This window comes from Streptomyces sp., from assembly GCF_035644915.1.
Lineage (GTDB): Bacteria > Actinomycetota > Actinomycetes > Streptomycetales > Streptomycetaceae > Streptomyces.
Genome location: NZ_DASQNP010000066.1, coordinates 1 through 12,947 on the forward strand (window position 1 = coordinate 1; position 12,947 = coordinate 12,947).

The 12,947-nt window shown below is 72.3% G+C and carries 11 protein-coding genes and 1 pseudogene; 6 read left to right on the forward strand and 6 right to left on the reverse strand.

Annotated elements, in window-relative coordinates; translation table 11 throughout:
* The 6 genes and pseudogenes from VE546_RS06540 to VE546_RS06565 form a co-directional block, all read left to right on the forward strand.
* A pseudogene (locus tag VE546_RS06540) lies at positions 1–1,084 on the forward strand (hypothetical protein); the annotation flags it as partial.
* Entirely contained in the window at positions 1,084–1,998 is a 915-nt protein-coding gene (locus tag VE546_RS06545; protein WP_324919502.1) for a hypothetical protein, read from the forward strand. The pseudogene VE546_RS06540 and the gene VE546_RS06545, both read left to right, overlap by 1 nt.
* Before the next feature lie 364 nt (positions 1,999–2,362).
* On the forward strand, positions 2,363–2,707 hold the full coding sequence (locus VE546_RS06550; protein ID WP_324919504.1) for a hypothetical protein: 345 nt from the start codon (positions 2,363–2,365) through the stop codon (positions 2,705–2,707).
* Positions 2,704–3,552, forward strand: a complete 849-nt coding sequence (locus VE546_RS06555; RefSeq protein WP_324919506.1) for a TIGR02452 family protein — start codon at positions 2,704–2,706, stop codon at positions 3,550–3,552. The genes VE546_RS06550 and VE546_RS06555 overlap by 4 nt, the downstream gene beginning before the upstream one ends.
* Positions 3,553–3,791: 239 nt before the next feature.
* On the forward strand, positions 3,792–5,048 hold the full coding sequence (gene thrS, locus VE546_RS06560) for a threonine--tRNA ligase (protein WP_324919609.1): 1,257 nt from the start codon (positions 3,792–3,794) through the stop codon (positions 5,046–5,048).
* 134 nt (positions 5,049–5,182) lie between these two features.
* On the forward strand, positions 5,183–5,410 hold the full coding sequence (locus tag VE546_RS06565) for a hypothetical protein (protein ID WP_324919508.1): 228 nt from the start codon (positions 5,183–5,185) through the stop codon (positions 5,408–5,410).
* A 49-nt stretch (positions 5,411–5,459) separates the two neighbouring features.
* On the opposite strand, the gene VE546_RS06570 is transcribed toward VE546_RS06565, so the two are convergent.
* From VE546_RS06570 to VE546_RS06595, 6 genes are read right to left on the reverse strand one after another with little or no spacing between them, the layout of a single operon-like run.
* Entirely contained in the window at positions 5,460–6,533 is a 1,074-nt protein-coding gene (locus VE546_RS06570) for a hypothetical protein (RefSeq protein ID WP_324919510.1), read from the reverse strand.
* A gap of 18 nt (positions 6,534–6,551) precedes the next feature.
* Positions 6,552–9,029 carry an Hsp70 family protein gene (locus VE546_RS06575; RefSeq protein WP_324919512.1) on the reverse strand — a complete coding sequence of 826 codons (2,478 nt, stop codon included), beginning with the start codon at positions 9,027–9,029 and terminating at the stop codon, positions 6,552–6,554.
* On the reverse strand, positions 9,022–9,588 hold the full coding sequence (locus VE546_RS06580) for a hypothetical protein (protein WP_324919514.1): 567 nt from the start codon (positions 9,586–9,588) through the stop codon (positions 9,022–9,024). The genes VE546_RS06575 and VE546_RS06580 overlap by 8 nt, the downstream gene beginning before the upstream one ends.
* Positions 9,585–10,904, reverse strand: a complete 1,320-nt coding sequence (locus tag VE546_RS06585) for a hypothetical protein (RefSeq protein ID WP_324919516.1) — start codon at positions 10,902–10,904, stop codon at positions 9,585–9,587. The genes VE546_RS06580 and VE546_RS06585 overlap by 4 nt, the downstream gene beginning before the upstream one ends.
* On the reverse strand, positions 10,901–12,046 hold the full coding sequence (locus VE546_RS06590; protein WP_324919518.1) for a serine/threonine-protein kinase: 1,146 nt from the start codon (positions 12,044–12,046) through the stop codon (positions 10,901–10,903). Before VE546_RS06590 ends, VE546_RS06585 begins: the two co-directional genes overlap by 4 nt.
* A 3-nt stretch (positions 12,047–12,049) precedes the next feature.
* A complete protein-coding gene (locus VE546_RS06595; protein WP_324919520.1) occupies positions 12,050–12,862 on the reverse strand; it encodes an FHA domain-containing protein in 813 nt (270 codons plus the stop codon).
* Positions 12,863–12,947 lie beyond the last annotated feature (85 nt).

A 12,947-nucleotide genomic window follows, 5' to 3' on the forward strand; every position in this document is an offset into this window, starting at 1 on the left:
AGGTGAGGCGATCGACGCCTTCGAGATCTTCTGGCACCGCTACTGTCAGGGCGGCGGGGGCTGGCTGAACGACCTGGAACAGGCCGCCCGTGACCTGGCGAAGGCGCTGGACGACTTCGCCGACGAGGTCGAGGACGTCAAGGACAAGATCGACACCCAGATCGCGATCTCCGCCGCGACCATCGCCGCCGGGATCGGGCTGGCCGTCGCCACCGCCGGAGCGGCCTCGGGCGCGGCGGTGGCTGCAGCGGCAACCATCACCGAACTGGCCGCCTCGTTGGGCGTGGCGATATCCACCACGGCCGCTCGGATCGCCGCCACGACCCTGGTCGGCGCGGCCTTCGGCGGCATCGAGTCCGTCGCCGTCGACCTGGCCGTCGCCCAGCCGATGCGCATCCACGCCGGGCTCCAGGACGGTCTGGACCTCGCCCACGCCCAGGAGGCCGGACAGTACGGCACCCTCTTCGGCGGCACCTTTGGTGCGGTGGGAAGCGGCGTCCGGGGCATCCACGACGCGGGCGGCATCCGCAGCGTCATCGACAACTTCACCTTTGCTCCAGGGTTCGGTGGCCTGCGCCCGGCGATGCCCGGCGTCACCGTCCCCATCGGTCCTTCCGGCCAACTGTTGCTCAGGGAGAGCTGGAAGGCCTCGGACAATATACGCGGCCCTGCGGCGGGAAAAGATCTTCGCTCGTACAACCCTCGACATACGATATCTGGAGCAGGCAGGAACAAGAAAAACATCAGGGAAAACAACAGCGTGATCCTGCGAGGAAAGGAAGAAGAGGTCAAGAAAGACATAGAAGAGATAGCCAACGGGAACGCCCGATACGACGAAAGAACCGACAGATACATGATCAATGGGAGGTCCTACGGGGTGGAGCCCAACGGAACCGTGTATCCGGATTCCGGGCCGGGGATCGTTAAATTGGACAGGAACGAGTACGCTGCCTTGTGTCTGATTTCCAGGGCGAAAGGCGACTTGGCATCCATCGAGATGCAGTTGCAGAAAGCCCCCAGGTTCGCGAACAACCCCGAGGCGGTGCAGAAGGCTCTCGCGGTCTACAACGGGACGTATGAGTGATGGGCAACTTCTTCATGACGGGGGAGCTGCACGCCGACCGTCTCGCGGCCGCTCTTGCCGAGATCTTCCGGGTCGCTCCGGGAGACGTCGAGGTAGTCGATGAGGAGGCGGCACCGGAGGGGCGGAACTGGGACGCTCTCGTTTTTTGCGAGTACGCGGCGGTCCGGGGTCAGGTCTCATGGGCCTTGGACGTCTATGCCCGGGACACGATGACCGAACAACCCGATGAGGCGGAGCTGGCACGCCGGTTGGCCGCGAAGTTGCGGTGTGTGGTGCTCTATCCGGCCGCCGAGACGCCTCCCAGCGCCTACTGGCTGGTGACGCCGGACGGGCTCGTCACCCGTGCCAGGCTGTATGAATCGGACAACGAGGAGTCCCTCTACAGTATCGACGCGGTGGAGGACCCTGTGCCTCAACTTCCTGATGTTCGCGTCGAATTGATGCGAGAGGTCATCAGGAAGCAATTCGTCCCGACTCCGGTCTTCGAGGAGTTCTCCAGGGCTGTTGAGGAACAACTGAAGAGCCGGACGGAGAAGATCGGGGAAGCGGCCCCGCTTGATCTGGAGCCCGGCAGTCTCCTCTGGTATGCGGGAAACGCTCTGGGAGCTTGGGAGAAGAGCGTGCACCGTGTCGAGAACGACTGGCGGCCCGGCGGTCGCTACCCGGCGGACATGTACGTCGAGGACCTTCGGACGCGGGATCGGATCGCCGAACTGTCAGACGCACTCCCCCAAGAGTTCCGCGACGTCCTCCGGGATTCGGTAGACGACCTGGACGAATGTTTCAGGAGGGCGACACGGGACGATGGAGGGGCTGCCTTGGGAAAGGTGCTCGGTGTCTCGCGCATCGCCATGATGGATAAAGGATGGTGGTGGCACCGCCGTCCGGTGCGACTCCCCTGGGAAGGGCTTTGATGTTCAAGCAGCCTACCGGGCAGCCTTCGGCATGGCCGCTTGGCATTCGGTTCGTGTTGAGGTGCCGCTGAACAGCCACAGAGGTTCGAAGTCGAGTGGCGACAGTGAGCGAAGACCATGAACTGAGGGTGGCAGGCACTCCGGAGCATCCCCCGCTCCACCTCAAGACCGACCTGGACACCTGTGCCAGCGCGGTGATCCGGTGGAGGGTTCTCGTGCAAGGACCCCCGCGACCGTGTGACCGGTCCAAGGGCATGGTCACCAACCGCGAGATGATCCGATGCCCCGCTCGTGACCTGCTCCCGCGGGACATGGGCGGGGCCGCTTCGCCATCGGGGTGCAGGTGCCCGAGGCGTTCCCGTGGATGGAGTCGTACGAGGACGGCTCGTACACGCTGTGGCTGCGGGACACGGCCGTCACGTCCTGGGCGACCGCAGACTGGGAGGAGGGCCGGACCGAGTGCGAGGTGTACCAGTCCGGACCGCGCAGGCTGTGGGACGAGGTCGAGGCCGCCTACCGCTGGTGGGAGGAGCAGGGCCGCCCCGGCTTCGAGCGGTTCGGGCTGACCGTGGACGGCGACGGCGAGCACGTATGGCTCGACTCGCCGGACAACCCGATACCGGTCCGGTCACCTGCGGAAACCCCGTTGCGCGTGGGACCGCCGGTCGCCGACGCTCTCCCCATGCACCACACGGGGGAGCGGCCATGAGCGCACGGCTGCGCGGTATCGCGAAGCAGACCGAGGAGATCGTCGAGCGGGGCCGGTACACGGCGCCCGGCGGCCGGGAGGTGTCCATCGCGGCGGACGTCGCCGCCGCGATGGACGGGACCAGGATGTCCGGTCCGGAGCCGGTACCCGTACCGGAACCCGCCGGGCGGGATTCCGGTGACTCGCCCACCGTCTTCGAGGTGACCGGGGAGAGCAGTCTCGAAGCCGCCCGCAGGCTCGTCGGCGACGGTCCCGGTCCGGTCGCGGTCCTCAACTTCGCCTCCGCGCGCAACCCGGGCGGCGGCTGGCTCAACGGCGCGCAGGCGCAGGAGGAGGCGTTGTGCCGGGCCTCCGCGCTGTACGCCTGCCTGCTGCGCGCTCCCGAGTACTACGAACACCACCGGGCGGAACGCAGCGCCTTCTACAGCGACCGGGTCATCCACTCGCCCGGTGTGCCGGTGTTCCGCGACGACCGCGGAACGCTGCTCGACGAGCCGTTCCGCGTCGGCTTCCTCACCTCGCCCGCGCCCAACGCCGGCGTCATCGTGCGCCGCACTCCCGAGGAGGCCGACCGCATACCGGGGGCGCTGCTCGCGCGTGCCGAGCGGGTCCTCGAAGTGGCCGCGGCGCACGACTACCGCGCGCTCGTGCTGGGGGCGTGGGGCTGCGGCGTGTTCCGGAACGATCCGGTGGTCGTCGCCGAGGCGTTCCGCACCCACCTGGCGGACGGCGGCCGGTTCGCCGGCCGCTTCGCGCACGTCGTCTTCGCCGTCCTCGACCGGCGCTCCGACTCTCCGACGAGAGCCGCCTTCCGCCGGGTCTTCGCCGCACTCGTCCGGTCCTGACCCGCCCCGGCGGAAAGACGGTGGCGGCCCACCGGGGCGCGCGTTAGCGTGGACGGTATGGAGCGTGCTGGTCTGACGACGACGCCGGAGATAGTCCCGGCGCGCTGACAGATGCCTGATCGACGAAGCCCCGGGGCGAGCGCCCCGGGGCTTCGTCGTGGTTCCGGTCCCTCGTCCCGCCCGTCCGCGAGGAGACCGCGATGACCGCCCCCATGAACCCCGTGAACCCCGTGAACCCCGTGCACGACCACCGCAGGCTCGGCCGCGAGCTGGACCTGTTCGACACCGACCCCCTGATCGGCGCGGGGCTGCCGTACTGGCTGCCCGACGGCGCCCTGCTGCGGCACGCCCTGGAGGAGTACGTCCGCGCCGAGGAGCGCCGGGCGGGCTACCGGCACGTGTACTCGCCCGTGCTGGGCAAACGGGAGCTGTACGAGATCTCCGGGCACTGGTCGCACTACGGCGAGGACATGTTCCCCCCGATGGACGTGGGCGGGGAGCAGGTCGTCCTGCGGCCGAGCCTGTGCCCCCACCACGCGCTGATCTACCGGTCCCGCTCCCACAGCTACCGCGAACTTCCGCTGCGCATGGCCGAGTTGGGCGGCATGTACCGCTCCGAGCTCTCGGGCGTGCTCGGCGGGCTGAACCGCGTACGGGCGATCCACCTCAACGACGCCCACATCTTCTGCGCCCCGGAGCAGGCCGCCGGGGAGGCCGCCGCGGCCCTGGAGATGATCCGCCGGGCACACCGGGCGCTGGGCATCCGCCCCGTCCGCCACCGGCTCTCCCTGCCGGGCCCCGGCGGGAAGTACGTGGCCGCCCCGGAGATGTGGCGGCGGGCCACCGCCCTGCTGACCGACGTCCTCGACCGCTCGGGCCTGGCGTACGAGGCCGCCGAGGGGGAGGCGGCGTTCTACGGTCCCAAGATCGACGTCCAGGTCGCCGACCGTGCCGGGCGGGAGTCCACCCTCTCCACCGTCCAGGTCGACTTCCACCAGCCCGAGCGGTTCGGCCTCCACTACACCGGCCCGGACGGCGCCAGGCACCGGCCGGTCATGGTCCACCGGAGCATCATCGGCAGCGTGGAACGGGCCGTCGCCCACCTGATCGAGCAGCACGGCGGCGCCTTCCCCGCCTGGCTCGCCCCCACCCAGGTGGCGGTCCTCCCCGTCTCCGGCGCCGAACTGCCGCAGGCCGAACGGCTGGTGCGGCGGTGCGCCGACCGGGGGCTGCGCGCGGAGGTCGCGGGGCCGGAGCGGGGCAGCCTGGGCGCGCGGGTCCGGGCCGCGCGGCTCGTGCCCTACCAGGCGGTGATCGGCGCGCGGGAGGCCGCCGGTGACCTGGTCGCCCTGCGACTGCGGGACGGGCGCCGCCTCGGCCCGCGACCCGCCGAGGACGTCCTGGCCCTCATCGGCGCCGTCGTCGCCGCCCGCGGCACCGGCCTGTGGGACGACGCCGCCGACCGCCCGCAGGACCCGCCGTTCACCACCGTTTGAGGGTTGTGAACCGGATTCCACTTCTGAACAGGCGGCTCCCGCCCAAAAGCCTCACCGGGGACTTCAATGAAACAATTGAATCCGCAAGCCGGCGAGCGCACCGACCACGTATGTCTGGGAGCGGAGGCCCTGGAGTGAAGTTCCTTCTGGAAGTCGACATGGACGGCATGACGTCCGACGAGGAGGCCGTCCGCGAGCTGGGCCGGATCCTGCGGTACTGGGGCGGCAACCTCCGCCACTACGAGCTGCGGCCCGGCACCGGCGCGGCGGTCTACGACTCCGGCTACCGCGAGGTCGGCCGGTGGGGCGTCGCCGGGGACGGCCCGCTGCCCGAGCGGGCCGACGGCGGGACCGGCCGGTAGCGGCAGGCCGCCGGCGCCGGGCCGTCGGCGGCGGCCCGGCGGCAGTCCGTCAGCGCTCCCGCGGTGCGTCCCCCTCCGGCCCCGGGTCCGCCGGGGTGACGGTCACGGTCACCGTGCGGTTTCCGGACGGGTCCGGGTGGGGGGCGTCCCGCTGGTCCGCGCTGGAGGTGGTGAAGGCGGTGAGCGGCCTGCCACTGCTGTCGCTCAGTTCCCGCACCGCCACCATCGCGCGCCACAGGGCCAGCGCCGACCCGCCGCTGCGGGGCGCGCCCGGGACCGCGGCGACGTGGCCGGTGACCTCGACGGCCGCCTCCCGGCCGGCCAGCCGCCGGCCGAGGCGGGTGAGGGCCTCCCGGCCCTTTGGGGTCAGTCGGTCGCCCTCGGAGAACAGGCCCTCGTCGAAGACGACCCGGACGAAGTCCCCGCGTCGCTCGGCGTTCGCGCCGGGGAAGGTCAACTCCCGGGCGAGCGCGTCGAGTTCTGCCTTCCTGCGGGCCTCCTCACGGGCCTCCTCGCCGGCCTGGGCCGCCGGTGACCCGGCGCCCCCCTCCCGCTTCCCGGCGTCCCCGTCCCGGCCCGCGTCCCGCTGGGCGACGCCCGGCCGCGGGCCGGGGTCGTCCGTCGTCACCCACAGCGCCGTGCCGGTCAGAACCGCCCACACGGCCACCGCGGCGACGGCGCCGACCCGGGCCGGGCGCAGCACCGGCTGCGGCCGGCGGCGTCCCGCGACCACATCGGCGATCATCGCGCGTCCGGCCGCGGCGTCCGCGTCCCCCGGGGCGTCCTCCTGGACGCGCGCCCAGCACTCGTCCGCATCGGCGAACTCGCCGCGCTGGGCGTGGATCCGGGCCATCAGGTCCAGCACCGTGCGGTCCGGGCGCCCACCGCCGGTCGCCGTGGCGCTCCGCAGCAGGTCCAGGGCCCCGTCGAGGTCCCCGGAGCGGGCCGCGGCGCGGGCCCGGGCGACGAGCAGTTCGGTGCGGAGCGCCGCGCCCGGCGTGCCCGGCCGCCCGCCGGGCGGTGAGTCTTCCTGCGGCGGGTCGTCCTGTGGCGGGTCCTGCGGCAGGTTCCCGGCGGAGTCCCGCGGGGGGCCCTGGAGAAGGCTCTGGTGTGGTTCGGACATCATCCCGTTCCCGTCCGCCTACTGGAGTCCGCCCGGCAGGCTGCTCGCCGCTTCCCGGGGGAGGAGCCTGCGCAGCCGCTCGTTGACCGCCGCGAGGGCCTGCCGGTCCCCCGCGGCCAGGGCCTGCTCGCCCTCCTCGAACAGGGCGTCGGCCCTGCTGAGCGAGGTCATCTCGGACCGTGCGTCGCGCAGGGCGTAGAACATCGTGACCTCCCAGTGGTCGCCGGCGCGCAGCAGGTCGGCCAGGAAGCCCTGGAGGCGGCCCATCAGGGCCTGCGCGGCCGACCGGTCCCTCTCCCGCACCACCCGGTCCAGCCGGTTGCGCAGGGTGGTGAGCTGGCGGCGGTGCTCGGGGTCGCGGGAGCGTTCCACGAGTTCCTCGCACGCGTCGAGCACTCCCCGCAGTTCCGCCGCCAGGCGCGGGAACTCGATGGCCTCCTCGGCCTCGTCGAGTTCGGCCTGGAGGTCGCGCAGGCGGCGGTCGCCCATGGAGGCCGCGCCGACGTCCACCCCGGCCGCGCGGACCTGGCCGCGCACCTCGTCCACCTGACTGTCGTCCATCCGCTCCAACCGGTCGCGCACGTCGTCCAGACCCGCGTCGGCGGCCTCCTCGCGCAGCCGTTCCAGCCGCGCCTCGACCTCACGGAGCTGCTCCTCCAGCACGGGCTGCTCGGGCGGCCGTACCTCCGAGAGGTTGATCTCCACCTCGAACTGCGCGTCCACCAGCGGCACATCGGCGACCGCGGTGAGGATACGCGACTCGTCCACGTGGAGCGTCATCTCGACGTCGCTGTGGGCGGGCAGGTCGAAGCGGACGTCACCGCGCCGGATCTCCAGCATGCCCACCGTGGTGTTGCGCTCGGCGCGCGGCCGTTCGCCCTCCACCAGGGGGATGCGGATGACCGCCTTCGGGTCGGACTGGCGCAGGGCGATGGTGGTCCGGTAGGTGTTCCGGCCCTCGGCGGGCAGTGTGGTGCCCTTGCGCAGCAGCGGCGCGAAGGTGCCGTCCGCCTTGCCGATCCCCAGGGAGTGGGTGAGGACGGTGCCCCCGCTGGTGACGTCCGCGTGCGTCATGGTCAGGGTCTGGGGGGACAGCCGTTGCCGCGCGCCGGTGTCGTCGGTCAGCTCGACGGTGAACCGGGAGGTGGTGTGCGGGTCGAGGGTCACGTCCGTGAAGAAGGTCCCCTCGGGGCTGAGGGCGATGCGCGGGGTGCTGAAGGGCGGGCGCCCGTCCGGGTTGCTCAGCACGACAGAGTACCGCGTCCAGTCGACCTCGGTGGCGCTGCGCACGGTGCCCGACACCGGGGCGATGGTCTCCGTGACCCGCGGGTCGTAGTTCAGCTCGACGGTGAACTCGCCCACCCGGGTGGGCGGCGGGGGCGCCGCCAGCCGGACCGTGCCGGCGAAGATCGCCGCCCCGCGCGCCACGACCGTGGTGGGGTCCTGGCTGTGGTCGATGCGGATGCCCAGGCCGTGCCGGGGGTCGGCCAGCCGCTCGCGCAGGGTCGGGGCGAGGGTGGTTCCCCCGACCAGCAGCAGGCGGTCGATGTCGGCCGGCTGGAGTCCGCCCTCGGCCAGGGCGTCGCGGCAGCACTTGACGGCGCGGTCGTAGTAGGGGGCGGAGAGGTCGTCCAGGGCGCCGCGGGTCAGCTTGTACTCGAACGACTCGGTGCCGCCGTGACCGTCCTGCAGATCGACCATGATGTCGGCGGACTCGTTGCGGGAGAGGAGGATCTTGGCCTCCTCGGCCGCGCCCTTGAGCTTGGCGAAGTTCACGCGCCAGCCGGCCACCTCCCGGCGGAAGTCGGCCAGGCCCAGCTCGCGCACGACGGCGGGCGCCAGCAGCCGTTCGACGATGGCCCAGTCGATCAGCTTCCCGCCCAGGTAGGGGTCGCCGGCGTGGTTGAGCACCAGCAGCTCGCCGTCGCGCTTGCTGACGACGGCCGCGTCGAAGGTGCCGCCGCCGAAGTCGAAGACCATCCAGTAGGCGGAGTCCGCGGCGTCCTGGAAGCCGTAGGCGATGGCCGCCGCGGTCGGCTCCTGCACCAGCGGGCACGAGGCCCCGAGGCCGGCGAGCTCCGCCGCTCTGCCGGTCGCCGCGTTCTGGTTCAGCGCGAAGGCCGCCGGCACGGTGATCACGGCGGCCCCCGGCGGGTCGCCGTCCTCGTGGGCGGCGTCCTGGCGCAGCGACTTGAGCACCTCGGCGGAGAGCATCTCGGGCGTGAGGGAGACCCCCGCCTTCGCGAAGTGCCGCTCGGCGCCGGCGATGCCCATGTCGAGCTTGAACTCCGCGTAGGCGTTGTCCGGGTCGCTCACGGCGCGCTCGCGGGCCCGGCGGCCGACGTGCACCACGCCCGGCTTGGGCATCCACACGGCGGACGGCGTGTAGTCCCAGCCGTCGTTGTTCTTGACCACATGGACCTCGCCGTTGTTGTTCACCGCGATGGCGCTGTTGGTGGTGCCGAGGTCGATGCCGAAGTCGATGGTCTCACGCATGGTCGTCCCCTTCGGGGTGTTCCTGGTCCACGGGACGGCCGACGATCACCTGTCCCATCTGGATGCGGCGGTCACGGAAGTAGATCGAGGGCCGGACGGTCTCCAGGACCGTCTCGGTGCTCAGGGACGGGTCGTCCTGGAACACCAGGGCCTCCAGGGAGAGGCCGGGGTGGAAGACGGTGCCGTCGTGGTCCTGGATGACCAGGCCCGCCTCGTCCAGCGCGGTACGGCTGTTGCGCAGCAGGCGGCCGGCCTGCCGGGCCTCCTTCGACGAGCCCTCGGCACGCTCCAGTTTCTTCTGCGCGCGCCAGAGGTTGTTGGCGGCCTCGGTCAGCCTCCTGGTGTCCAGCTCCTCCCCGCCGGGCGCGTCCGGGCCGGCCTCCTCGTCCCCGTCCCCGGGGTCGGCTCCGTCCCGGGCACGCAGGGCTTCGAGTTCGGCGACCGCCCTTTCCAGCAGGGCGAGTTGGTCCTCGTCCCAGGCCGGCGGGGCGATGCGGAAGGCGCGGTGGTGCCGCTGCTGGCGCAGGTAGGCGCGCAGTCGCGCGACGGACGCGTTCACCGGCGGCCTCCGTACGGGTTCCGACTGCGCCGGCCGCCCAGGGACTCCAGCAGGTCCCCGACGAGGCCGATGACGGCGAGCCCGCCGAAGCCCACTCCCAGGGCGGCGAGGAAGCTGCCGGTCATCACCCCCACGACCACGGCGGCCACCATGAAGACCAGGAAGGTCACGCATCCCACCTTCTCGCCCACGGAGAGCCCGGGTGGTGAGGGCGCGTGGGCTCCCGTCCCGGCGTGGTTCCCGCCGGCCGCGCCGCCCGGCAGGTACGTCTTGTTGGCCGCGATCCGTTCGCGGTTCTCGGCGTCCACGGCAAACCGGAGGGCCAGGTCCAGCAGTCGGCCGACGCGTTCCGGGGGTGCCCAGGCGGACTCGTCCAGCAGGGCGACCGCACAGTTGTTGAGCATGGTGGAGCCCGCCTGGCACAGCTTGCTCGCGTACCGCTGCTCCAGGGCGGTGGCGAAGGGCTGCAACTTCACCAGCACGGGAACCAGTTCCTCCTCCAGGAGGCGGGCCTCGTCGTCGAACCGGCGGGCGTCGTGCAGGTCGGCGATGGCCTCGAACTTCGAGGCGGCGCTCTCGTAGACGGGCTCCAGCACCTCCTCCAGGACCTCGTCCACGGTCTCCCGGCCCAGTCCGGTCCACGGGGCGCACAGCCGGGCCCGGTCCTCCAGGTCCACCACGGTGTCCGGGAGGGCGGCGACCGACATGAGGAGCGTGCGCGGGAGCCGGTCGAGGAGCACGTCCACGACGGACTCGTCCAGCCGCCGGTCGTCCAGGGCGTGCACCCGGTGGCGGAGGTGCTCCCGCACCCGCCCGTCGCCCAGCAGCTCCGTCCACGTCCGGCCGGCGACGGCCCAGAGGGTCTCCGCCCGTTCGACGTCCCGGCCGTCCGGGTCCGTCCACTCCTCGGTGAGTTCCATGTCCAGGGCGCGCGCGTGGGCGCGGACCGCCTCGTCGTGCCGCTGGTGCAGTTCCCGGGGGCACGGGCACGTCGCGTCCGGGGTGTCCCAGAGCCAGAACAGCTCGTCCACGATGCGGCGCTGCGGGTCGCGGAGCTCCTCGAAGGCGGCGCGGAGCCGCTCGGGGGTGGGGGCCTGGGGCAGGGCCGGCCCGCCGCCGGGCCCGCCTCCGGCCCCGCTCACGGCGCCGACGGACCCCGCCACGGCCGCGCGGCGCTGCTGCGCGCGGATCGTGCGGTGGGTGGCGTCGGTCGGCAGAGAGGTGATCCGGAAGGTGTTGCGCCAGTAGAGTTCCGGCCCGGCCAGCTCCTGTAACCGCGCGAGCGCCGTCGCGTTCCGCTCGGTCGCGTACGTCACATCATCACCCCTCTTCTCCAGAGCGTGAGCCTGGGCAGGTACTGCGCCCTCAGTCGCGGCGACAGGTTGACCGCCTCCTCCATCAGATCGGCGGCCTGGTGCAGCGTCGCCGGGTGGCGGGAGAGTTCCAGTGCCTCACCGGCGAGCCGCCGGGCACGCTCGCTCGGCGGTACGGCCGCGGCGCGGTCCGTACCGGTTCCGTGGGGTGCGCCGTTGGCGCCGGACGGCGCTCGGGCGCCCGCGGGCGCGGGGGTACCGGGCCTTCCGTGCTCTCCCCGCTCCTTGTGCTCCCCTCGCCGTAAGCGCCGTTCGCGCAGGGCGTCCGCCAGCGTGCGCGCGGTCTCCGGGCGGTTGCGCGGGTCGAGTTCGAGGGTGGCCATGACGATCCGGTCGAGCTCGGGGTCGACCGCCTCGTTGTACCGGCTCGGCGGCAGCAGGGACTCCCGGAAGCGGGCCAGCGAGTACGACGAGAGCGGCCCTCCGGCGCCGTAGGGGAAGTGGTTGGTCAGCAGGAGGTACGCGACCGTCCCCAGCGCCCACACGTCACCGGCGCGGGAGCAGCCCTCGTCGCGCAGGACCTCCGGGGCCATGAACGCGAACGTGCCCTGGGAGCTGGCGGCGAGCGTGAACGGGTCGGCGCGCTTGGCCAGCCCGAAGTCGCTCACCCGCACCCGCATGCCCGTCCCGTCGTAGCCCACCAGGATGTTGGCGGGCGTCAGGTCCCGGTGGATGATGGGCGGCGACTGCTCGTGGGCGACGGCGAGACCGGCCGCGACCTGCTCCAGGACGTCGACCGCCACCTCCACGGAGACGCCGGGCTGGTGCGACCTGATGAAGCGTTCGAGGCTGCCGCCGGGGACGTACTCCATCGTGAAGTAGCCGCGGAGCCCCCGCGAGGTCTGCACGGTGTTGGCGTCGAAGAGCCGGACGATGTTGGGGTGCCCCAGGGTGGACAGGATCCTGGCCTCGCCCAGCATCTCCCGGGTCTCCTCTATGGAGGCGACGCGCTTGAACAGCTTCATGGCCTGCCAGCCCAGGTACTCGTGCCGGACGCGGTGCACCTCGGCGAACGCCCCCTCGCCGAGGAGCCGGTCCGCCACGAGCGTGTCACTGATGCGGGTTCCGCTGCTGAGGAGGGCCATGGCCTACGTCCCGCGCCCTTCGTGCCCGGCGCCCCCGGAGGTGCCGGAGGGCGCGGCGGCGGACGTGCCGGGGCAGACGTTGAGCCGGTACCCGATCCCGGTGACCGTCTCCAGGATCCGGGGGGCGGACGGGTCGGGCTCGATGCACCGCCGGACGGCCCGGACCACCCCGGCCAGGTCGGCCTTGGTGTACGAGCGGTGCTGCGGCCACTCGTCGCGGCCGCCCCACAGCGCCCTGATCAGCTCGCCGTGGTCGCAGGCGACGGCGGCGCTGCCGCTGCTGCGGCCGGCCATGTACCGCAGGAGCTGGTGCCCCTGGGGCCGAAGGCCCTCGACCGGCTCCTCCGTACCGTCCACGACGCGGTAGGCCCTGGCCGACACCCAGTCGTAGCGCAGGAACGGCCCGCCGGCCGGCACGTCGGCGGGCGGCCCGAACGGGGCGCGCTGGGTGGTGTGGGCGTCCAGGAGGGTCAGCTCCCAGTACAGCGGCTCCCCGTCGGCGGTCATGTCGCCCAGGATCAGGACGGTGTCGGCGTGCTGCAGCCGTTTGCGCCCCACCAGCCGGCTGGTGGAGCCGCCGCGCCGAAGCAGCGTGCCGTTGACGCTGGCGTTGTCCGTCACCGACCACACGCCGTCCGCGAAGTCGAGCGTGCAGTGGAGGCGGCCGACCCACCGCTGCGGGTCCGGCCCCAGCACGATGTCGGGGGTGTGGTCCGGAGCCGAACGCCCCACGCTGAGCTGGGTGCCGTCGAGTTCACGGTGCGTCACCTCGCCCTCGGGCGAGGTGATTCTGAGGCTCGACGTTCCCGTGACCATCCCCCACCCCCCGTACCTGCCCCTGCACGCGCCGTTCACGTGCGATGTGGTCGAGTATTGGAACGGGGCGCGTCCCTGTCCATGG